Source organism: Mycobacterium hackensackense (assembly GCF_025822555.1).
Classification (GTDB): domain Bacteria; phylum Actinomycetota; class Actinomycetes; order Mycobacteriales; family Mycobacteriaceae; genus Mycobacterium; species Mycobacterium fluoranthenivorans.
Genome location: NZ_JACKUC010000020.1, coordinates 76,459 through 97,787 on the forward strand (window position 1 = coordinate 76,459; position 21,329 = coordinate 97,787).

19 protein-coding genes and 1 tRNA gene are annotated in these 21,329 nt (G+C 65.5%); 4 read left to right on the top strand and 16 right to left on the bottom strand.

Translation table 11 applies throughout. From position 1 onward, the window contains the following. Positions 1–81: 81 nt before the first annotated feature. The 9 genes from H7J86_RS33335 to H7J86_RS00625 all read right to left on the bottom strand — a co-directional run bounded on the left by H7J86_RS33335 (position 82) and on the right by H7J86_RS00625 (position 6,744). The gene (locus H7J86_RS33335; RefSeq protein WP_308204802.1) at positions 82–486 is read right to left on the bottom strand and encodes a DUF3263 domain-containing protein; all 405 of its coding nucleotides are present in this window, start codon (positions 484–486) and stop codon (positions 82–84) included. Between the two features lie 305 nt (positions 487–791). Continuing rightward, on the bottom strand, positions 792–971 hold the full coding sequence (locus H7J86_RS00590; protein ID WP_267288709.1) for a hypothetical protein: 180 nt from the start codon (positions 969–971) through the stop codon (positions 792–794). 43 nt (positions 972–1,014) lie between these two features. After that, complete coding sequence (locus tag H7J86_RS00595) at positions 1,015–2,139, bottom strand: MFS transporter (protein ID WP_267288711.1); 1,125 nt, start codon at positions 2,137–2,139, stop codon at positions 1,015–1,017. Positions 2,140–2,210: 71 nt separating this feature from the next. Beyond that, a complete protein-coding gene (locus H7J86_RS00600) occupies positions 2,211–2,903 on the bottom strand; it encodes a hypothetical protein (protein WP_267288713.1) in 693 nt (230 codons plus the stop codon). Between the two features lie 527 nt (positions 2,904–3,430). Next, a complete protein-coding gene (locus H7J86_RS00605; RefSeq protein ID WP_267288715.1) occupies positions 3,431–4,879 on the bottom strand; it encodes a hypothetical protein in 1,449 nt (482 codons plus the stop codon). Between the two features lie 218 nt (positions 4,880–5,097). Next, complete coding sequence (locus H7J86_RS00610) at positions 5,098–5,343, bottom strand: hypothetical protein (protein ID WP_267288717.1); 246 nt, start codon at positions 5,341–5,343, stop codon at positions 5,098–5,100. 5 nt (positions 5,344–5,348) lie between these two features. Continuing rightward, positions 5,349–5,699 (bottom strand): hypothetical protein, encoded by a 351-nt coding sequence (locus H7J86_RS00615; RefSeq protein WP_267288719.1) that lies wholly within the window; start codon positions 5,697–5,699, stop codon positions 5,349–5,351. Between the two features lie 158 nt (positions 5,700–5,857). Further along, positions 5,858–5,931, bottom strand: a tRNA-Cys gene (locus H7J86_RS00620). Positions 5,932–5,991: 60 nt separating this feature from the next. Then, positions 5,992–6,744 (bottom strand): DUF899 domain-containing protein, encoded by a 753-nt coding sequence (locus tag H7J86_RS00625; protein ID WP_267288721.1) that lies wholly within the window; start codon positions 6,742–6,744, stop codon positions 5,992–5,994. 92 nt (positions 6,745–6,836) lie between these two features. Between H7J86_RS00625 and H7J86_RS00630 the strand changes: the two genes are divergently transcribed. After that, positions 6,837–7,571: an MgtC/SapB family protein gene (locus tag H7J86_RS00630; RefSeq protein WP_090364120.1), complete on the top strand. Its 735-nt coding sequence runs from the start codon at positions 6,837–6,839 to the stop codon at positions 7,569–7,571. Here the strand turns inward: H7J86_RS00630 and H7J86_RS00635 are convergent. Continuing rightward, positions 7,547–8,989: an MFS transporter gene (locus H7J86_RS00635; RefSeq protein WP_267288723.1), complete on the bottom strand. Its 1,443-nt coding sequence runs from the start codon at positions 8,987–8,989 to the stop codon at positions 7,547–7,549. The genes H7J86_RS00630 and H7J86_RS00635 overlap by 25 nt on opposite strands. A 45-nt stretch (positions 8,990–9,034) precedes the next feature. After that, on the bottom strand, positions 9,035–11,206 hold the full coding sequence (uvrB, locus tag H7J86_RS00640) for an excinuclease ABC subunit UvrB (protein WP_090364208.1): 2,172 nt from the start codon (positions 11,204–11,206) through the stop codon (positions 9,035–9,037). Between the two features lie 80 nt (positions 11,207–11,286). On the opposite strand from uvrB, the gene H7J86_RS00645 reads away from it, so the two are divergent. Together H7J86_RS00645 and H7J86_RS00650 are read left to right on the top strand one after the other, a co-directional pair. Beyond that, positions 11,287–11,790: a ribonuclease FAU-1 family protein gene (locus H7J86_RS00645; protein ID WP_267288749.1), complete on the top strand. Its 504-nt coding sequence runs from the start codon at positions 11,287–11,289 to the stop codon at positions 11,788–11,790. An 11-nt stretch (positions 11,791–11,801) separates the two neighbouring features. Continuing rightward, complete coding sequence (locus H7J86_RS00650; protein ID WP_267288725.1) at positions 11,802–12,347, top strand: hypothetical protein; 546 nt, start codon at positions 11,802–11,804, stop codon at positions 12,345–12,347. A gap of 7 nt (positions 12,348–12,354) precedes the next feature. Here H7J86_RS00650 and coaE read toward each other — a convergent pair whose 3' ends face one another. The 3 genes from coaE to rpsA all read right to left on the bottom strand — a co-directional run bounded on the left by coaE (position 12,355) and on the right by rpsA (position 16,339). After that, positions 12,355–13,518, bottom strand: a complete 1,164-nt coding sequence (coaE, locus tag H7J86_RS00655) for a dephospho-CoA kinase (protein ID WP_267288727.1) — start codon at positions 13,516–13,518, stop codon at positions 12,355–12,357. 30 nt (positions 13,519–13,548) lie between these two features. After that, on the bottom strand, positions 13,549–14,781 hold the full coding sequence (gene aztD, locus H7J86_RS00660) for a zinc metallochaperone AztD (RefSeq protein ID WP_267288729.1): 1,233 nt from the start codon (positions 14,779–14,781) through the stop codon (positions 13,549–13,551). Positions 14,782–14,896: 115 nt separating this feature from the next. After that, entirely contained in the window at positions 14,897–16,339 is a 1,443-nt protein-coding gene (gene rpsA / locus H7J86_RS00665; RefSeq protein WP_090364112.1) for a 30S ribosomal protein S1, read from the bottom strand. A 193-nt stretch (positions 16,340–16,532) separates the two neighbouring features. Here rpsA and H7J86_RS00670 point away from each other — a divergent pair, with 193 nt between their 5' ends. Further along, entirely contained in the window at positions 16,533–17,654 is a 1,122-nt protein-coding gene (locus tag H7J86_RS00670) for a PrsW family intramembrane metalloprotease (protein ID WP_372517198.1), read from the top strand. Between the two features lie 40 nt (positions 17,655–17,694). Here the strand turns inward: H7J86_RS00670 and polA are convergent, their stop codons facing one another. Both polA and H7J86_RS00680 read right to left on the bottom strand, forming a co-directional pair. Then, on the bottom strand, positions 17,695–20,355 hold the full coding sequence (gene polA, locus H7J86_RS00675; RefSeq protein ID WP_170847499.1) for a DNA polymerase I: 2,661 nt from the start codon (positions 20,353–20,355) through the stop codon (positions 17,695–17,697). A 46-nt stretch (positions 20,356–20,401) separates the two neighbouring features. After that, complete coding sequence (locus tag H7J86_RS00680) at positions 20,402–21,292, bottom strand: LysR family transcriptional regulator (RefSeq protein ID WP_090364205.1); 891 nt, start codon at positions 21,290–21,292, stop codon at positions 20,402–20,404. Positions 21,293–21,329: the final 37 nt, after the last annotated feature.

Consider the following 21,329-nt stretch of genomic DNA (forward strand, 5'->3'; position numbering starts at 1 on the left):
TATCTGCTCGTCGAAGCGCCCGGTCCGTACCGATTTGGTGGCGCAAGAAGAGGTAGGCGAGTAGCAGGCCGACAAGCGTGGCTACCAAGGGAATTCCTGTGTTCGCCATCCATTCTGTCGATGCCAACCGACGCAATAAGTCCGTACCGTAGCCGACATGCACGCACCGCTCACACAGCGTCGAATCCATGCGCGCAGCGTAGGGCAAGTCTCAGGGCGCAAGCCTGATACGCAAGATCCGATCACGACAGTCGCGTTGTACGCCAAGGCTGACTCCCAATCGGCCAAATGATTGAGACGCTGGTAGTACCGGATGGGAGTCAGGCCGAGCGCGCGGATCGCTTCGTCCTTGCTGCCCGAGATGGCCCACCACTTGCGCTCCAGATCGAGGTATTCGGCTAGTTCTCGCGGCTGCCGCGACCACCGCAGGCCATCGGTGAGGGCGGGCAGGGCGATAAGGCGTCGGGAAGCGATCTCGTCGACGATCTTCTCTTCACGATCGGCCGCGGTTGGATCTTAGGCACGGGGCCGTGTTCGCGGTGGACGAGCTCGTGAGTGAGGGTGCAGCGCGGCTCTGCCTGGGTAAAACCCCTCGCGAGCCAGATCCGCCGACCGACCTGCAGACCCGTGACGCGGCCAGGGAGCCGGTATCGGCAGGACAACCTGAACATCATCACGATGATGTTCAGGTGTCCGCCACGGATGGAAGAGGATGTCGATGCCCATGACGACGGACGCTAGGGCAGGGGTCTGACCGAATTAGTCCTGACCTGGAACCAAAAAGCGTGTAACTATCGTGCTGCGTGCCGCGGCTCGTGCGCTTCTTCGCTGACTGCGAACCCGAAGGGCTGCACGCGGGCGTTCTTGAAGTAGGCATCGGGATCAGACTTCAGCAGTTTGATCGCCTCTGGGTCGACAGTGTCAAAGACACGGTTTGAGCGGCGTGTCATTGTTTTCTCCTGTTGGCTCACGCGCGGCACCATCCGCGCAACTTTGAGGATACCCACAAAATCGCTAGATGCGAGGACGTGAATATTTTTCACATTCGTACGTGACGGCCATCAATCGAGTGAGAACGAGCATCATCGGCAAGTCGTCCTCCTCCACTAGATCGCCTTTTCGCGGGCAATCGACAACCAACACACCGTGGATTCGGTTGGGGACATGGATGGAGTACGTGATGCACGTCTCGAAGTCCAGTCCGGCCCCGCCTCCTGGGAGGTCCTTGGGTTCACCCGCGAAGAAACCTTGGCGGTCAAGCATTGCCTGGTAAATGGGGTGATCCGGGCCGAACACGCGCTCCCATGGTTCACCACCCGAGGACCCCCCGGGCTCGAGGCTGAGGGTCTGCTGCTCGGCGTCGTATCTATATAGGTGGGCTTGGGTTCCGTGCCGTGACTTTGGGCCGACGAGGTTGGCCGCGGCGGCGAGGATCGCTGCGCGGGCCGAGTGCGCGAGCTTTTTTCGTTCTGTCAGGTTTGCTGTCGAGGCAGCTTCGGCTACGAGCACCAGCAACCCATTTAAGTTCCGGCCGAGAAGCTCGCGAAGAGTCTTACGGTGGTTTTCCTCAGCAGCGTCGATCCACTGTTCTTGACGCCTACGCTCGTCGTCACGAGCGATCGCGATGGCGCCCGCGAGAAGAACGAGCCCGGCGGTGATGGCGAACCACAAGAGGCGCGCGTTGTCCGTGTAGATGCTCGTGAAAAGACCAGTGAATCCTGCCAGCAGAGTGATGAAGACTGTCACCCAGTCCGGGCACGTCCGCATCCACTCCGGCATACGAGCACCCGCGAAGACGATCCCGGCGGCCTTCTTCGCGTGTGCTCCGCTCGTTGGTTTCCAGCGCCAAACGAGCACTGCCGCAACCACAAAGAGTAGGGCGGCGACCCACAAAACGACCGTCCAGGCGAGCCTCGTCGACAGCGCCTGTTTGCATTGCTTGCCGAGATCCTCAGGCTCGCTGGACTTTTCGTTCGCGCCACCCTGGGCAACCGCTTTCAGCGCCTGTGGGGCAGCTTCAAGTTCACTCCCTTCCTGCATACGCCGGTATTCGTCGAGAGCCTCCTGATCTCGGTTGAACACCGACCCGCATCTCAGCGCCGTTCCGGTCTCGGCGGCGCTTTCCCTCGTAACGACCACCAGGCACAGGATCAAACCTACGCCGACCGCTGTGGCAGCCAGTGTGCTGAAGATTACTGCGACTAGCCACCTCACTCGCGGGCCTGGGTCTCGTCACCGCCGGCATCCCTCTGAAGGAATCTCACCCCGGAGTGTTTGGTGAGAACTAGTTTTCCAGGAGTAGGGCGCAACTCTCCATGGGAATCGAACCGATCGAGGTATCTCGCCCTCAACGCCGTAACGAAAGTGCTGTCGACCCCACCCGGAGGAAGATCGGATGGCGCTGTCACCGTGGGCATTTCGCCGACTCCATCCCACGACAACATTCGTGTCCCCAGGGTCAGCATCGCCGACTGACAAGGCTCCAACACCTTGCGCGCTACTCCGACGTGGTAGGCCACGTCAGGGTTGACTTTGTCACCGCCTTGCACACAGGCCATCCACCCGCCTTCGAGCGCCTGCGCAAGCAGCACTACCTGCGAAAGATCACGAGCATCGCCAGGCGGCAAGGACTGTTCGGCGGTCTTGATCGCCGCTGCCAGTCGATCCCGGTACGGCCAAACTCGCGAGCGCCATTCAGGTGCCTTTTTGTCGTACGTGAATGTGCCTTCAGCGGCTTCGATGAGCACGGCACCCAACGTGCTGACGACTTTCTGTTTCTGTTCCGTGCGCCGCACTCTGGCCGCTGCCTCCTCGGCGGGATCCGGGCGACGCAGCCTCAAGACCCAACCCACGACACCAAAAATTGCGGCCACAATGCCGATGATCGCGCCAATAAGCTGCACCCAGTCCTGTAGAGACTGAGGCGGCGAAATCAACCCGTCATCTGAACTCGGAGGCGCCTGAGTCGGCGGTACCTGACTCGGCGCCGGGGTTGTCGTTGCCTCGCTCCCCGGAGGAACTGTCGCAGCGGCTGTTTCACCGGTCGGTGACGGCGATACAGTCGACATGGGCGTCGGCTCGGACTCTGCAGCCGCCGCACTCCCCAACGCGAGAATTATCGCGATAAGAGGGATAGACAGGACTCGCAGGGATGTCATCTATCGGTCGCTCCGGTCGTCCTGATTGACTTCGCCGCCCGCGTCGCCTTGTTCGGCCTGCCCAATAAGGTAACTGGCCGGCGCTCAGGCCTCAAAATTGCGGGCTCAATTCTCGGCAGCTTCACCAGAGATGCAGGTTGAGGAAGATAATTCCCGACCTGCATCTGCATCTGCATCAACATCGGCGGGCTCTACACTCGGATCAGGGTTGGTGCCGTCTCATTCCAGCAAGCCAGAAACTCGTCTCTTTCCAGAAGTCGGCACGACTGTCGTCAGTCGGTCGTGTGCAGCTCAGTATCGACTGCGCCGTGATCCCGAGATTCTTCGTCAGAAGGAAAGGCCTCCGCTGGAGAGCCGAGCGTCTCTCCAGCGCCTGCTGAATCTTTCGGCTTGATGGCCGATGTGGCGATTGAGAGTTGGCCATGAGCAGCAATGTCTGGCAGTAGATCCGCCCGGCGCCGCGCAATGAGGTCACGATACATTGGTGACGCAACTAACTCCACGGCTGTAAGGCTTTTCCGCTCCACGAGTTCATTTATCTGCCGTACGGACATATCGTCGTCATCAAGTAGAACCGCGCGCGCATGCGCGTACTTGAGATCGATTCCGCTCGAGTCCCACTCGCGCACCTCTTTCTGAACTGACTCGACGTCTCCGAGTTCACGGCGGGCGACCCAGGACATAGTCCGCAACGCGAGTTCAATCTCTCGACGCAACCTGCCGCGAGATCTCTCTAAGACGGTGCTGGAGATCGTACGAACTGCGCGGAAATGCTCCAGTTCGAGTAATTGTTCAGTCCGAGAAACAATCCATCGCTCCGCCTTTTTGGAATTACGTTTTCGGAGCTGAAGCCACGTGCCTGCCACGAGCAAGACACCGCAGGAAAGAAGATGTTCGCTAGACGCGTCTAGATACGTGTCATCCAGCTTCAGATTCGTGCCAAGCTCGGGTAGCTCTGTGTCTCGCAGGCCAGCTGAACGGAGAACGCTCAAATACTGTTCGGTGACTCGTCCGCCGGCATGCACTACGACGTTCCGGCGAGCAAATATCTCGATAAATGACGGCCATTCGTCTGGGATGTCTTTTAGATTGACGCCGATACGGTCGAACCACGTGGCCCACTCATCCATGCTTTTACGTAGTAGGTCATCGACCTTGCGGTCCACGATTACACGCTTGGCTTCTTCTACATTGGCGATCTGTTCGAGCTCCGTCAATGATATGGACGCATCACCCAAACCTGCCTTGCCCGGCTGATCCAGCAAGACCGCTCGCATGACTTCGCCGACCAGAAGTTCGAAATCACTTACCGCAAGTAGGAGAACGGCCCGTTTTAACAGGAGTTTCCGGGAGGGCATCCGGAACTGATGGAACGTTCTAACGAACATGCGACCGATTGCACGCTCGACCGCCGGATCGCCGGGATCGAAGTTGACCGAAAATTCTTTCGATTCACCCGCGTCGGCCGCATCAGCTGCGCTCTTAAGGGCGGTGGCAACCGAGACCATACCTTCCCGAACAGCCGCGCGCTGAGATTGCGACAGACCTTCGCGGGCTGTTTCGACGTCGAGCCGTCTTTCGTCGGCATCTGTAGCGAACTGGCGGAGATCACGAATTGCGCCAGCTTGCGAAACGAACATGTCACCGTGGTTTGCGAGCTGCCCTTCGAACTCATCTGGCGGCATCGGGCCCTTAACCCCCGCCGCCTTGAACGTCGCCATAGATTGACACTCTTGCACGGCGTGAGACGTGATTGCGGAGAAGGCCGTCATGACCGGCGCGGGAGTCCGAGGGGATCGACTAATGCGATGTCCTGCGCAGGCGGCGAGAACGCTGGCCCCAATGTGTGCAAGATCCCCCAGTCGGGAGTAATTGGTCGAAGGTGGCAAACACGAGGGCCACCCAAGGCATGTGTTGATGAGATCAACACATGCCGCGTTCAGCTGGGGATTTCGGCGTAATTGACGTGCTTTGCCGACGAACTCAAGTCGATTTTGCGCACGTCAGCACCCAATACTGATCGTGGTTCAATTCCCGGCACATGCAGAATCTCGCTCGGGCCGTCCTCGTTCTTCACGCCAGTCGGACGCGGAACGGTCAGACGTAGCCTCGGGAACAACGGTGCGGTCGGCTCATTCCGGCGCGGGTGAATCTCCAGATAGTCGCGCAGCAACGCAGTCGCCACAGCAGTCAGCGGGACCCGCCGTCATGAGTTTGTGGTCTTTGGCGTCGCGTATCCCAACTCGCCGTCGATCCGCTAGACAGTGCGCTCCACATTGAGCACCAGGCTTCGCCCAAGCGTTCGGGTTCAAGGAAGGTGCGGGTTGAGCCACATCGCGGATCTGAAGACCAGTCCGAGATGCCTTCACTGGTGATCTGGTTCAGCGGATAGCCACCGAAGGTCGCATCAATGCCAAGCTCACGCATGTCACGTCGGCGCTCGTCGGCGGCTGCGAGCGTCTCGCGATATCCGACCATCGTGCGCGGCTTGAGGTGGTGGCGGGATTCTAGGAACAGCTGAGCCGCATCCCACAGCAGCATCTCTCCAGCCTTGTGGTCCCGCTTTTTCTCGCCGTAGTCCGCTTTAGCCCGCCGGAGTCCGCAGCGGCCAGTTGCGGCCCGAAACGAGACCGGGCCGATAAGGGCTGGTAGATCGGCACTTCCGGACAAAGAAAAAGCCCCTACCGGGGCTTTTTCGCTGGAGCGAGTGACGGGATTCGAACCCGTGTAAACGGCTTTGCAGGCCGGTGCCTAGCCACTCAGCCACACCCGCAGCGCCAGCAACATTGCCACTGGAGCCGACCTGCGCCAACCGTTGCGCTCACCGTGATCACTATTCGTGCGGCATACCCGCGGCCAGTCCGCTCTGCGGCCAGCCCGGCGGGGAATCCTCCCAGGGTTCCTGCCGGCCGAACGGGGTGAGATCCAGGAACGGATACCCGACCGCGGTGTGGTCCAGCCCGCGGGCGTACGTCGAATACGTGTGGAACACCGCGTCACCGCGGCGCAGGAAGACGCTCGCCCCGGGCCAGTCGCCGCGCAGGTCACGGTCGGTCCAGCCGTCGGCGCGCAGTTCGTCGAGCGATTTGTAGTTGTACTGCACCACAGCACGTTCCGGGTCGAGCGTGACGCCGAGGTCGTAGGTGAAGTCCCCGTCGCGCGAGGAGTACCAGGGGAAGGTCCACCTGTGGGCGTCGCGGTAGCGGGCGATGCTGGCGTACGGCGCCCGCGACACGCAGACGAACGTCACCCCTTTCGCGGTCAGCAGAGCCCGGTCTGATTCGGTGAACGTCAGGTCGGCGGCGGCGGTGCAGCTGGGGCAGCCCTGGTCGATATCGTCGAGCCACATGAAGTGATGGATGTAGAGCTGTTGCCGTCCCTCGAACAAGTCAAGGAGGCGGACCTCGCCGTACGGGCCGTCGAAGCGGTACTCCTTGTCGACCAACACCATCGGCAGCCTGCGCCGCTCGGCGTTCACCGCATCACGCAGGTGGGTGGCCTCGCGTTCGCGTGCCAGCAGCTTCTTTCGCGCCGCGAGCCACTGCTCGCGGGACACCACGTCGGGATAGACGGTGCTCAATGACATCGGTTCGACCTCCTGTGAGTCGTGTCCCAGTACCGACCCGCCCGGGCACCGAAACTCATCACGGCAGGCCACACACGGTTTAGGTTGTTCGCATGATTGAGTGGCTGGCCGATCCCCCACTGTTCGGCGGTCCCGGCCAGGGCACCCGCCAGATCGTCGAATTGTTCGCCGCATTCGGCTTGACCGCGCTGATCGGCTTGGAACGCGAGATCCAGGGCAAGGCCGCCGGCCTGCGCACCCAGACCATCGTCGGCACCGCCGCCGCGTTGATCATGCTGATCAGTAAGTACGGCTTCACCGATGTGCTGGTCGCCGGAACCGTGATGGTCGACCCGTCCCGGGTCGCGGCCCAGATCGTCTCGGGCATCGGCTTTCTGGGCGCCGGCATCATCATCACCCGGCGCGGGGCCGTCCACGGTTTGACCACAGCCGCGGCGGTCTGGGAGTCCGCCGCCATCGGTATGGCCGCGGGTGCGGGGCTGCTGCTGCTGGCCGTCACGGTGACCGCCATCCACTTCCTGATCATCGTCGGGTTCATGCCGCTGGCGCGCCGGCTGGCCGCCCGACTGGCGGGGACGGTCCGCATGCACATCACCTACGAGGAGGATCGCGGGGTGATGACCCAACTGCTGGCGGCCTGCGACCGGCGCCAGTGGCAGCTCACGGAGTTGGCCGCCGACCCCGGCGGGAAGCCGCTGGACGCACCCGCCCATCTGGCCGGCGCGATGCTCACGCTGGCCGGTAACGGTGTCACCCAGGCGCCCCTGCTGTTGGCCGGCATTCCCGGGGTGACGGCAATCCGTCAGCTCGACGAAGATCCCGACTGAACACCGGCTCTGGTGGCCCGGTATGAAGCCACCGCGGTGAGCGCCGCCAGCGCGGCGAACACCGCGAACATCCACCGCGCCGCCGCGGCGTCGTCGTTCGGGTTGGCGTTGACGATGACACCGGCCAGCCCCGCGCCGAAGGCCCCGCAGATCAGCTGAACCGTGTTGATCGCCGCGGCCGCCGTTGCTCCTTCGGCCGCGTCGTCCACCGAGCCCATCGCCCACGCCGACAGATGCGGCCAGGCCATCCCGATCCCCGTGCCGGTGACCACCAGCGCTGCCGCCCAGCCGATCGTGACCGCGGCGGACGCGTCGGCCCGCACACTCAGCGCGACGGATCCGAGGCCGATCGCCATCACCAGCGGCGCGACGGCCACGATGCGGGTGACCGCCTGCCTGCGCTCCACCGACGCGCTGGTGATCTCCCCCGTCGTCCATCCGACGGCCAGCGTGACCCCGAGGAACCCCGCCACCAACGGTTCGAGGTGAGCCAGCCGCTGCCCGAACAGCGGCACGTACATGTCGACCATGGTCGCCGCCATCAACAGCCCCAGGGTCAGGTAGATCCATTTCAGCGGCCCGGGCCGGAATGCCGTGGGCGGCAACACCGACGCTCGTGCCGTCCCGGCGAGCCGTCTGTCCACCACGAGGAACGCCGCGACCAGACCCAGTCCCGCGACCAGCAGGACCGAGGTGAGCACCGGATCACGAGGGATACCGGCCACGCTGATCGCCAGGGCGGCCGTGCCGAGCAGCAGCAGCGACCAGACCGGGATCCGGAGTGCACCCGCCTCGGCCGGCTTGTCCGCCGGCGCACGGCCGGGCAGCGCCAGGGGCACCAACACGGCCATCGCCACGGTCAGGATCACCAGCACCCCGAATGCCCAACGCCACGAACCGAACTGGGCGAACAGTCCACCGCCGGCCGGTCCGAGCAGCGTACCCACGCCCCACATCGCCGACACGAGCGCCGATGCGCGCACCCACAACGACTGCGGCAGAGCCGCATTGATGACGGCGTAGCCCAGGCCGGCCAGCAGGCCACCCGCCGCGCCCTGCACGGTGCGGCCCACCAGCAGCAGTTCCATGGTCGGCGCGGTGGCGCACAACAGGCTGCCGGTGCCGAACACCGCCAGCCCGGACAGATACGACCAACGGGGCCCAAGGCGGCTGAGCACCGCACCGACGGTCGTCGCGGCGACGACCGAGGCCACCAGGTAGACCGTCGTCACCCAGGCATAGAACCGGTGCCCGCCGATCTCGGCGACGGCGCTCGGCAACAGGCTGATGGTGAGGAATTCATTGGTCGCATACAGTGCGACACCGCCGGCCAGAACCGTCGACGCACCAAGGTTTTTCGGGCCGAGGAGCTCCCGCCAGCTGCCTGCGGTCACGGATTCGGCGTGTGTCTCGGTCACCGGGAAGACGCTAGATGCTCAACCACGGTTGAGGTCAAGGGAGACTCATTTCAGCCCGGCCGCGTCCATCCCGCGCAACTCCTTCTTCAGATCCTGAATCTCGTCGCGGATACGCGCGGCCAACTCGAACTGCAGATCCCGGGCCGCCGTCATCATCTGCTCGGTGAGGTCCTTGATCAGGTCGGCCAGCTCGGCCCGCGGCATATTCGCGGTGTCGCGGCCCTCGATGATGCCCGCGCTGACGGCGCGCCCGGGTTCGCCCTGCGCGCGGCGCCCACGGGAGGCGTTGCGGCCCGATCCGCCGACCTGCACCGACTCGGTGTCATCGGCTTCGCGGTACACCTGGTCGAGGATGTCGGCGATCTTCTTGCGCAGTGGCTGCGGATCGATCCCGTGGGCCTCGTTGTAGGCGATCTGCTTGGCCCGGCGCCGCTCGGTCTCCTCGATCGCCTGCTTCATCGAGTCGGTGATCTTGTCGGCGTACATGTGCACCTCGCCGGACACGTTGCGCGCCGCCCGGCCGATGGTCTGGATGAGGCTGCGCGGGGACCGCAGGAACCCTTCCTTGTCGGCGTCGAGGATGGCCACCAGCGACACCTCGGGCAGGTCCAGACCCTCGCGGAGCAGGTTGATACCCACCAGCACGTCGTACTCGCCGAGACGCAGCTGTCGCAACAGTTCGACCCGGCGCAACGTGTCCACCTCGGAGTGCAGGTACCGCACCCGGATGCCCATCTCCAGCAGATAGTCGGTGAGATCCTCGGCCATCTTCTTGGTCAGCGTGGTGACCAGCACCCGCTCATCGCGTTCGGTGCGCAGCCGGATCTCGCCGATCAGATCGTCGATCTGGCCCTTGGTGGGCTTGACGTGCACCTGCGGATCGACCAGCCCGGTCGGGCGGATGACCTGCTCGACGAACTCACCACCGGCCTGCGCCATCTCGTAGTTGCCCGGCGTCGCCGACAGGTAGACCGTCTGGCCGATGCGTTCGGCGAACTCCTCCCACGTCAGCGGGCGGTTGTCGACGGCCGAGGGCAGCCGGAACCCGAAGTCCACCAGATTGCGCTTACGCGACATATCGCCCTCGTACATGCCGCCGATCTGCGGCACCGTGACGTGCGATTCGTCGATGACCAGCAGGAAGTCCTCCGGGAAATAGTCGATCAGCGTGGCCGGCGCCGTTCCGGCGCCGCGGCCGTCGATGTGGCGGGAGTAATTCTCGATGCCGGAGCAGAAACCGACCTGCTTCATCATCTCCAGGTCGTAGTTGGTGCGCATGCGCAGCCGCTGGGCCTCCAGCAGCTTGCCCTGGCCCTCCAGTTCGGCCAGCCGGTCCTCGAGTTCGGCCTCGATGCTGGAGATCGCGGTGGCCATCCGATCCGGGCCCGCCACGTAGTGAGTGGCGGGGAAGATACGGACCGAGTCGACCTGGCGCACCACGTCACCGGTCAGCGGGTGCAGGTAGTACAGCGCTTCGACCTCGTCGCCGAAGAACTCGATGCGGATCGCGAGTTCCTCGTAAGCCGGGATGATCTCGACGGTGTCGCCGCGGACCCGGAAGGAGCCGCGGGTGAACGCGATGTCGTTGCGGTCGTACTGGACGTCCACCAGCAGCCGCAGCAGGCCGTCGCGGGGCACGTCGTCGCCGACCTTGAGCTCCACCGAGCGGTCCAGATAGGACTGCGGGGTACCCAGGCCGTAGATGCAGGACACCGAGGCGACCACGACCACATCGCGGCGCGAGAGCAGGCTCGACGTCGCCGAGTGCCGCAGCCGCTCGACATCGTCGTTGATCGAACTGTCCTTCTCGATGTAGGTGTCCGTCTGCGCGATATACGCTTCGGGCTGGTAGTAGTCGTAGTACGACACGAAGTACTCGACAGCATTGTGCGGCAACATCTCCCGCAGTTCATTGGCCAGCTGGGCGGCCAGGGTCTTGTTCGGCGCCATCACCAGGGTGGGCCGCTGCAGCCGTTCGATGAGCCACGCCGTGGTCGCCGATTTGCCGGTACCGGTGGCGCCGAGCAGAACGACGTCACGCTCCCCCGCCCTGACTCTGCGCTCCAGGTCGTCGATGGCGGCCGGCTGGTCACCGGCCGGCTGGTACTCGCTGACCACCTCGAACGCACCGCCGGCGCGCACGATGCCATCCACGGCGTCGGCGGCAGGCCGGTACTCCGAATGCGCCAGTACGGGATGTTCGGTAGCGAAAGCCATGGTCACCAGGTTAAGCGCGAACACCGACAACTTCATTCCCCACCTGAGCCGCGCTGGGTTACCGTGACGCGGTGCAGGCCATCCACCCGCCCAAACGCGAGATCTTCGACCTACTCGCCCGCACCAACACCGATCCCAAGGGAATCGTCCGGGCGGTGGACGTCTACACGGTGCAGCCGTGGGGTCTCTACATGGCCCGGCCCACGCCCGGCCGGGCACAGTTCCACTATCTGGAGTCCTGGCTGCTGCCGGCCCTCGGGCTGCGGGCGACGATCTTCCACTTCAACGCGGGCTTCGAGCGCGACCAGGACTTCTACCTCGATGTCGGCCGGTACACCGCCGGTGCGGATGTCTGGGAGGCCGAGGACCACTACCTGGATGTCGTGGTGCGCACCGGCAAGGACGCCGCCGTGGCGGATATCGACGAGTTGGTGGCCGCCGTCGCGCACGGACTGCTGGACGCGCACGCCGCCGAGCAGGCCATCCGGACCGCGCTGACGGCGGTGGACGCACTGGCCCGCCACGATTACGACCTGGAGCGCTGGCTGACCGGTCGAGATATGCCGCTGACCTGGCGGGCGTAATGTCTGGCGTTATGAGTGTTACCAGGCGCGCAGGACTGGCGGCGGCCCTCTCGGCCGCATTGCTGTGTGCAGGGCAGCTGATACCGGCCGTCGCGGCCGCCGACCCGGAGCCCGCACCGCCGTCCCCGATTCCCACGCAGGCGACGGACCCGGCCGCGGCCCCCGGGCTGCTGCACAACATCACCTACAAGGCCAGGGCCGACGGCACGTCACGCGGCGCGACCGTGGCCTACAAGGCCGACGACCACAACATCAACAGTGAGCAGCCGACGCTGCTGCCCGGGCAGACGTTCGAGATCAACACCGTGATGTCGGATCCGAAGCTGGCCGGGATGGAGCTGACCATCCAGTGGCCGTACGGGTCCAATCTGCACTGCGAGATCCTGGTCGACGACCAGACCGTCGCGCAGGCCGATCAGTTCATCGCGCCGCGGGTGTTCCGCGTCAAAGACGATCCGCTGTACGGCACGCTGCAGTGCGGTGCGCCGCTGGACGTCCCGGCCGCCGGTCAGCTCCCGGCGCCGACACCCACGACGGTCCCGGCTCCGCCCGAATAGGCCCGGGTCAGGACCGCCAGCCGGTGCTGTCGGCCCACAGCCGGGCCCGCCGGTAGTTGTCCAGGAACCACGGCTCCTTGGCGTGTGCGTAGTCGGCGGTGGCCTGCGCGGCACGCTTGGCCGCCAGGTAGTCGGCCCGCACCCCGGGGTTGGCCTTGAGCCAGTCCACGAACAGCAGCGCGAACTGCTGGTTGGGACGGCCCTGCACCCGGATGTGCACATTGGTGGGTCGCCCGGGGTCCGCGGAGACGTGAAACCGCTTGTGCCACAACGCGGGATCATCGGAATGCGCGGTGTCCGCGGTAACCGACGCGACCTGCGGATAACCGGCTGCCAGTAGTGGTTCGATCAGTTCATCGGCCACTTCCGGCGCGGCGATGGTGATCTGGACGTCGATCACGTCCTTGCCGTCCATCCCCGGTACCGCGGTGGAGCCGATGTGATCGATCCGCACCGCCCGGTGTCCACACGCCGTGCGCAGCCGGGCCGTGATCCGCTGCGCCTGCTCCGGCCAGGTGGGGTCATAGGGCACGACGGCGTGGTCGCGGGCTGCGGGTGAGCCGGCCTTCAGGTTGTGCGCGAACGGCAGGATGCGCTCATACCAAAGCCCCCTTGCCTTTTCGACCAACTCGCCCGACGACCCGGAGTTGTCCAGCCACACATCGGCGACGGCCCGGCGCTGCTCCTCGGTGGCCTGGGCGGCGATCCGGGCCCGTGCGTCGGCCTCGGTGAAACCGCGGTACTCGATGAGCCGTGCGACGCGGAGTTCAGGGTCGGCGTTCACCACGATCACCAGCGGGAACATCGGCGCCATCTGGGACTCCACCAACAGCGGGATGTCCTCGACGATCACGGCGTCTTCGGAGGCGGCGGCGATCAGTTCGGAGCGGCGGTGCGCCACCAGCGGATGCACGATGCCATTCAGGGTTTGGCGCTTCTCGTCGTCGCTGAACGCCACCGCCGCCAGGGCGGGCCGGTTCAGCGCGCCGTCCGGTTGCAGAATGTCCTCGCCGAACGCCTCGACCAGCCGCGCCAGTCCGTCGGTGCCCGGTTCGACGACCTCCCGGGCGATGACGTCGCCGTCCACGACGATCCCGCCGAGTTCACTGAATGTCGAGGACACCGTCGACTTGCCGGCACCGATTCCCCCGGTCAATCCAATCCTTAGCACCGCCCCAGTCTGTCAGGGCGCGATCGGGGCTCAGCCGCCGACGCCGGTCAACTCCACCGTTGGATGGGCCACCTGCGTCTGCGCCACCGTCGCACCGTCGGACAGGTCGATCGCCACCAGACGCTGGGCTGCCGGGTCACTGACGTAGGCGACACCGTCCTGGATGTGCAGATTGGGCATGGGCGACTGCCACTCGTCGGGCTCTGCCCAGGCGTCGATGGCGGCGAGGTGCGCGGTGCGCTGCGCCGTCACCGGATCGAAGACGTGCAGGTGCCCGTCGGTGCCCAGGATGACCGCCTCGCCCTTGGGTCCGCGGTCCAGGGACCGGAAGCTGTAGCTGGCGTCGATGGGCACCACCCGCAGGGCCCCGGTCGCGGTGTCGGTGAGGGTGAACCGGCGTGGCCGCTCGAGGTCGGCGTCCGGGTCGGTCTTGTAGTCGCCGAGCACCACCGGTGACACGTCGCTGCCGGCCTGGTTGCCGATACGGCCATAGGGGTCGGGGCTGGCCACCTTGCGGATATCGTTGCCCCGCACGATGAGGATGCCGTCCTGGCAGCCGAAGGTCAGCGTCCCGCCGGCGGCGGCCGCCTCGCCGTGTAGCCCCGGGCAGGTCTCATTGGTGGCGACGGGGACACCGGTGCCGTCGAGAATGACAGCGCCGGAACGGGTTTCACTGTCTCCGACACTGACCACGGTGGAGCCGTCGGCGCGTGCCACGGCGACGCCGTGATGCGGCGCGGTCACGGTGGCGCTGCGCGCAGCGGTGTCCCCCTTGAGCAGTTTCGCCGGGTCCACCACGTCGACGGCTCCGGTGCCGTCGCTGAACAGGGTGAGCATGCCGTCATGCGCGACCACATGGCCAGGCTCGGCACCGCCGAAGCGGATATCCGTCAGCGCGGGAGGTGCCGTGTAGTGATGCCCGTGGTCGCCGTGGCGGGCGGTCCAGGTGCCCATGTCCAGAACGGCGAAACCGTCGGACTGCGAGACCAGGACGTGGCGGCCGTTGGCGGCCGAGTTCAGCCGGACGAAACCGTCGACCGGGATATCGGCGATCTGCTGCAGCGATTCGGCGTCCAGCACCAGCAGGCCGCCGTCATAGCTCAACGCCAGACGCGGTGTGGGTGAGGCTTGTTCGGTCGGCTTGACCGCCGTGGCTGTGGTGGTCGCCGCCTCGCTGGATACGGCGTCGGTGCCGGACGCGCCGCAGCCGGCGGTGAGCACGGACACGGACAGCACGGCAAGAACTCGCTTCGTCGTCGACATGCCGGCGAGTCAAACAGTTGTTGAAAATGATTGTCAAGAAGCGATACGTGCATGTGCCGCAACGAAAAAACTCCCCGGCTCGAGGTGAGCCGGGGAGTTCTTCTCAGACGATCTGTTACGCGTTGCCCGCGAGCTTCTCACGAAGCGCGGCGAGCTGAGCGTCGCTGGCCAGCGAGCCACCGGTGGATTCCTCCGAGCGCGACGAGCTGCTCGAGGTGGACGGACGTGCCGCCTCCTCGGCCTCGGCGGCCGCGAACTTCTCCATCTGCGCGGTGTGCATCTTGTGCCGGCGCTCGGCCTCGGCGTACCGGGCTTCCCACTCGGTGCGCTGCTTGTCGAAGCCGTCGAGCCACTCGTTGGTGTCGGCATCGAAGCCCTCGGGGAAGATGTAGTTCCCCTGCTCGTCGTAGCTGTCGGCCATACCGTACTTCGAGGGGTCGAACTCCTCGGTGTAGTCCTCGTTGGCCTGCTTGAGGCTCAGCGAGATCCGGCGACGCTCCAGGTCGATGTCGATGACCTTGACCATCGCGTCGTCGCCGACCTGGACCACCTGGTCCGGGACCTCGACGTGGCGCTCGGACAGCTCCGAGATGTGCACCAGACCCTCGATGCCCTCTTCGACGCGGACGAACGCACCGAACGGCACCAGCTTGGTGACCTTGCCCGGCACGATCTGGCCGATGGCGTGCGTACGGGCGAAGTGGCGCCACGGATCTTCCTGAGTCGCCTTGAGCGACAGCGAAACCCGCTCGCGATCCATGTCGACGTCGAGGACCTCGACGGTGACCTCGTCGCCCACGGTGACGACCTCGGACGGGTGATCGATGTGCTTCCAGGACAGCTCGGAGACGTGCACCAGGCCGTCGACGCCGCCGAGGTCGACGAACGCGCCGAAGTTGACGATCGAGGACACGACACCCTTGCGGATGGCGCCCTTGGTGAGCTGGTTGAGGAACTCGCTGCGCACCTCGGACTGGGTCTGCTCCAGCCAGGCGCGGCGGCTCAGCACCACATTGTTACGGTTCTTGTCCAGCTCGATGATCTTGGCCTCGATCTCCTTGCCGATGTACGGCTGCAGATCGCGGACACGACGCATTTCGACCAGGGAGGCGGGCAGGAAGCCACGCAGGCCGATGTCGAGGATCAGGCCGCCCTTGACGACCTCGATGACGGTGCCCTTGACGGCCTCGTCCTTCTCCTTGAGCTCCTCGATGGTGCCCCAAGCGCGCTCGTACTGAGCCCGCTTCTTGGACAGGATCAGGCGGCCTTCCTTGTCCTCCTTGGTGAGAACGAGGGCTTCGACCTCATCACCCACGGAAACGACCTCATTGGGGTCGACGTCGTGCTTGATGGAAAGTTCGCGAGAAGGAATGACACCTTCGGTCTTGTAGCCGATGTCGAGCAGAACCTCATCGCGGTCCACCTTGACGATGGTCCCTTCGACGATGTCGCCATCGTTGAAGTACTTGATGGTCTTGTCGATCGCGGCGAGAAAGTCCTCGGCCGAGCCAATGTCGTTGATGGCTACTTGCGGCGAGGTGATGGAGGGACTTGGCATGTGGTGGGTTGCTCCGGACAGGTTTACTAGAAGGGACAGAACGATTATTTTTTGCGTACCCGCCGCATCCGCCGAACCCACAGGACACACAGGTACGTTCAAAGGGTACTAGACCGGGTGCACGCAGGCCAAACCCGGTTAACCTGCTGTCGTGCATCCCGCAGCGCAGCCGCCTCACCTTCACCACCCGCCCGTGCCGCCTTGGCCCCGCCGGGCCCGCAAAGTCGGTGCGCCGCTGGCCGTGTTGATCGGCCTGGGCGCCGTGACCGGGCTGTTGATCATCCTGCTCACGCTGACCAATCCGGTCGGCGCCGCGATCGGATTCGCGCTGTCCACGGTGGCCATCGCCGTCGTGGTGCTGAGTTACCTGTGGCTGGACCGCTGGGAACCGGAGCCACCGCGACTGCTGCACCTGGCCTTCATCTGGGGTGCGTCGCTGGCGATCGTGGTGTCGCTGATCGTCGAGCTGTGGTTCGACTCGGCATTCGCCCCCGTCGCGGGCCTGCCGGAGGGCTTCGAATCCACCGCGATCCGTGCGCCACTCATCGAAGAGGCAGCCAAAGGCCTGTTCCTGCTGGTCATGATGACCGGGCGGCGCCGCAACGAGCTCAACTCGCTGACCGACTGCCTGGTGTACGCCGGGCTGGTGGGCGCGGGTTTCGCGTGGCTGGAAGACATCCTCTACATCGCCAACGGCGAATCGGTCGCGGGATCGCTGCTGACCGCCGCGTTACGCCTGGTGATGGCCCCGTTCGCGCATTCGCTGTTCACCACGTTCACCGGTATCGGTGTGTACTTCGCCCTCAAACAGCGCACCGCGATCGCCAAAGTGGCGTGTATCGGCCTCGGCTACGTCGCCGCCGTCCTCATGCATATGTTGTGGAACGGCTCATCCCTGCTGGGTATCGGGACGTACTTCGCGGTGTACGCGCTGTGGATGGTGCCGATCTTCACGCTGGCGATCGCGCTGGGCGTGTACAGCCGCAAGCGGGAGCAGCGGATCGTCGCCGAGAAGTTGCCCGGGATGGTGTCCGCAGGGCTGATCACCGCGAACGAGGCGAGCTGGCTGGGCTCGATCCGCACCCGCAAGCAGGCCATCGCCGAAGTCACCCGGCACAGCGGCAAGCAGGACGGCAAGGCGGTACGGGACTTCGCGGCCCAGGTGGTCGAGCTGGCCTTCGTCCGGGATCGGATCGACCGCGGGTTCGGCGATGCCAGGGTGCAGGCGCTGCTCCACGAGGAGGCCTACTGGGTGCATGCCGCGCGGGCTTCCGCGCCGGCGCTGGGTTGGCTGACGCACTACCGGGTGCACTGACCAATGCGTCGCTAGTGCGCCGCTGGGCCGACGCGCGGCGCTAGTGCGCCGCGGTGTCCCAACTGCGCCCGTACCCGACCGACACCTCCAGCGGCACATCGAGCGGGTAGGCATTACCCATGTGCTCGCGCACCAGCGCTTCGAGAGTGTCGCGCTCCCCCTCGGCCACCTCGAACAGCAACTCGTCGTGCACCTGCAGCAGCATCCGGGAGCGCAGGCCGGCGGATTTGATCGCCTCGTCGACGTTGATCATCGCCACCTTGATGATGTCGGCGGCGCTGCCCTGGATCGGGGCGTTGAGCGCGGCCCGTTCGGCGGCCTCGCGGACGTTGCGGTTGCTGCTGTCCAGTTCGGGCAGGTACCGACGGCGGCCGAGAACCGTTGAGGTGTAACCGTCTTTGCGGGCCTGGTCGACGACGTCGCGCAGGTAGTCCCGGATCCCGCCGAAGCGGTCGAAGTACTGCTCCATCTGATTCTTGGCCTCTTCGGTGCTGATCTTCAGCTGGGCCGACAGACCGTAGGCGCTCAGCCCGTAGGCCAAGCCGTAGGACATCGCCTTCACCCGGCGCCGCAGCTCGGGGTTGACCTCGCCGATCGGCACGTCGAACGCTCGGGACGCCACGAACGAGTGCAGGTCCTCGCCGGTGTTGAACGCCTCGATGAGGCCCTCGTCGCGGGACAGGTGCGCCATGATGCGCATCTCGATCTGGCTGTAGTCGGCGGTCATCAGCTCGGCATAGCCTGCGCCCACGACGAAACCGTCGCGGATGCGCCGGCCGGCCTCGGTGCGGATCGGGATGTTCTGCAGGTTGGGTTCGGTCGAGGAGAGCCGGCCCGTCGCCGCGATGGTCTGGTTGAACGTGGTGTGAATCCGGCCGTCCGCGGCCGTCGCTGCCAATAGGCCGTCGACGGTGACCTTCAGCCGGGTGGCGTCCCGGTGGGCCAGCAGGTGCTGCAGGAAAGGGTGACCGGTCTTGTCGAAGAGCGTCTGCAGCGCGTCGGCGTCGGTGGTGTAGCCGGTCTTGGTCTTCTTGGTCTTCGGCATCTCCAGCTCGTCGAACAGGACGACCTGCAGCTGTTTGGGCGAGCCGAGATTGATCTGCTTGCCGATGACGCCGTAGGCGGCCTCGGCGGCGTTGCGGATCTGGTCGCCGAACTCACTCTGCAGCTCCTGCAGATGGGCGGTGTCGACGGCGATGCCGGTGGACTCCAACTCCGCCAGCACCCGCTGCACCGGTAATTCCATCCGGTCCAGCAGCGACGACGAGTCGATGCGGGCCAGCTCCTCATCGAGCGCGTCGGCGAGGTCCATCACCGCGCCCGCCCGCAGCAGCACGGCCTGGACCGCCTGTTCGTCGACACCGTCATTGTCGTCGAGCAGCGAAAGTTGCTGCTGTCCAGTGTCTTCCGCGCGCAGCTCGCGCTTCAAATACCGCAACGACAGATCATCGAGTGAGAAGCTGCGCTGGCCGGGCCGCACCAGATAGGCCGCCAGCGCGGTGTCGGAGGTGACGCCGGCGAGCTTCCAGCCGCGCCCCGCCAGGTCGTGCATGGCCAGTTTGGCCTCGTGTAGCGCCTTGGGCGGGCCGGGGTCGGCGAGCCACGAAGCCAGGGCAGCCTCGTCGTCGGGGTGCAGCGTGGTGGTGTCGATATAGCGCCCGTCGCCGTCGTTGGCCACGATGGCCAGTGCCGTCGCGTCCGAGTCGAAGGCCTTATGCGTGCCGACCACCGCCAGGCCGAACCGATCGCCGAGACTGTGCTCGGACAGCCAGGCCGCGAGCTCACCCGGCACCAGCGCACCCCCGCGGACATCGAAGCCCTGATCGACCTCGGGATCGGCCGATGCGAGGGTGTCGAACAACCGGTCGCGCAGCACCCGGAATTCCAGGTCGTCGAACAGGCGGTGGATGTGGTCGCGGTCCCACGGCAGCATCCGCAAGGTGTCGGGCGTGTGCGGCAGCGGCACATTCTTGACCAGTTCGGTCAGTTCACGGTTGAGGATGACGTGGGACAGATTGGCCCGCAACGCATCACCGACTTTGCCCTTGACCTGGTCGACATTGTCGACAAGCGTCTGCAGGGAGCCGTGCTCGACGATCCACTTGGTGGCGGTCTTCTCGCCCACCCCGGGGATGCCGGGCAGGTTATCGCTCGGGTCGCCCCGCAATGCGGCGAAGTCGGGGTACTGGGCGGGCGTGAGACCGTACTTGGCCTGGACGGCATCCGGGGTGAACCGGGTCAGCTCGCTGACACCCTTGACGGGGTAGAGCACCGTGACGTCCTCGCTGACCAACTGCAGCGAGTCCCGGTCTCCGGTGACCACCAGCACCCGGTAGCCGGCATCCTGGGCCTGGGTGGCCAGGGTCGCGATGATGTCGTCGGCCTCGAAACCTTCCTCGGCCAGCACCGTGATGCCGAGCGCGTTCAGCACCTCTTTGGTGATGTCGATCTGCCCCCGGAACTCGTCGGGGGTCGCCGAGCGGCCCTCTTTGTACTCCGGGTACTTCTCCTTACGGAAGGTCTGGCGCGACACATCGAACGCGGCGGCCACGTGGCTGGGCTGCTCATCGCGCAGCAGGTTGATCAGCATCGCGGTGAACCCGTACACGGCGTTGGTGGTGAGCCCGCCCTGGGTCTTGAAGTTCTCGGCGGGCAGCGCATAGAACGCGCGGAACGCCAGTGAGTTGCCGTCCAGCAGCATCAAGGTGGGTTTGGTGTCCGTCGCGGTTGAGCTCACGGCGTTCACTCTATTCACCGCCACCGACGCGCAGCTGTTCCCGGGCCATCTGCACGAGGGCCCGGGCCGCCGGGCTGACCGGACCCTCGGCCCGCCAGGTCAACACCAGGCGCCCGCGGAGCTGCGGCACGATCGCCATGGCGTGCACATCGCCGCGGGCCCGCGCCAGCGAGTGGGGCACGATCGCCACACCCAGCCCGCGGGCGGCCAGATCCGCCAGCGCCTCGGGGGTGGCCGCCTCGAATGCCACCCGGGGCGTCACCCCCGCCGCCGCGCAGGCGCGGTCGAACTGGCGCCGGATGCCCGCACCCCTCGGCAGCGAGATCAGGGGCCGGTCCGCCAAGGCCGCCAAGCCGACCTCGCGGCGCCGGGCCCACGGGTCGTCGGCGCTCACCAGGGCGACGAGAGCTTCCTCGGTGGTGGGCAGGACCGCCAGCCCGTCGGGTGTCTCGTCCGCACCGACCGACGCGATCGCCACATCCAGGCGACCGGTACGCACGCCGTCGATCACCGCATCCGACGTGTCGGTGGACAGCAGGATCTCCACCCCGGGATGGGCCCGGTGATAGTCGGCGAGCAGTCGCGGCATGTCGACATTGTGCGAGGTGACGGTGCCGATCGTGACGACGCCGTGGACAAGCTGGGTCAGCTCGTCCACGGCGGTGCGCGCCTCGCGGACCGCACGCAGGGCGGCGCGGGCGAAGGGCAGCACCGCGGCCCCCGCAGCGGTCGGTCGGACCTCCCGGCGGGACCGATCCAGCAGCGTCTGCCCGAGCTCGCGTTCCAGCCGGGCGATCTGGGCGCTGACGGCCGGCTGCGCGACCAGCATCCGCTGCGCAGCCCTGGTGAAGTTGGCCTCCTCGACAACCGCGACGAAATACTCCAGCTGCCGAAGTTCCATAAGCAATGATTATAGTTTCTGTAGCGAGATGGTATTG

Coding starts and splice junctions, on each gene's coding strand:
- polA (WP_170847499.1), bottom strand. CDS start 20,355: ATGCTGCTGGACGGCAACTCACTGGCGTTCCGCGCGTTCTATGCGCTG.
- H7J86_RS00680 (WP_090364205.1), bottom strand. CDS start 21,292: ATGGAACTTCGGCAGCTGGAGTATTTCGTCGCGGTTGTCGAGGAGGCC.
- rpsA (WP_090364112.1), bottom strand. CDS start 16,339: ATGCCAAGTCCCTCCATCACCTCGCCGCAAGTAGCCATCAACGACATT.
- H7J86_RS00650 (WP_267288725.1), top strand. CDS start 11,802: ATGAGTGTTACCAGGCGCGCAGGACTGGCGGCGGCCCTCTCGGCCGCA.
- uvrB (WP_090364208.1), bottom strand. CDS start 11,206: ATGGCTTTCGCTACCGAACATCCCGTACTGGCGCATTCGGAGTACCGG.
- H7J86_RS00630 (WP_090364120.1), top strand. CDS start 6,837: ATGATTGAGTGGCTGGCCGATCCCCCACTGTTCGGCGGTCCCGGCCAG.
- H7J86_RS00615 (WP_267288719.1), bottom strand. CDS start 5,699: ATGCTGCTGTGGGATGCGGCTCAGCTGTTCCTAGAATCCCGCCACCAC.
- H7J86_RS00625 (WP_267288721.1), bottom strand. CDS start 6,744: ATGTCATTGAGCACCGTCTATCCCGACGTGGTGTCCCGCGAGCAGTGG.
- H7J86_RS00605 (WP_267288715.1), bottom strand. CDS start 4,879: ATGGCGACGTTCAAGGCGGCGGGGGTTAAGGGCCCGATGCCGCCAGAT.
- aztD (WP_267288729.1), bottom strand. CDS start 14,781: ATGTCGACGACGAAGCGAGTTCTTGCCGTGCTGTCCGTGTCCGTGCTC.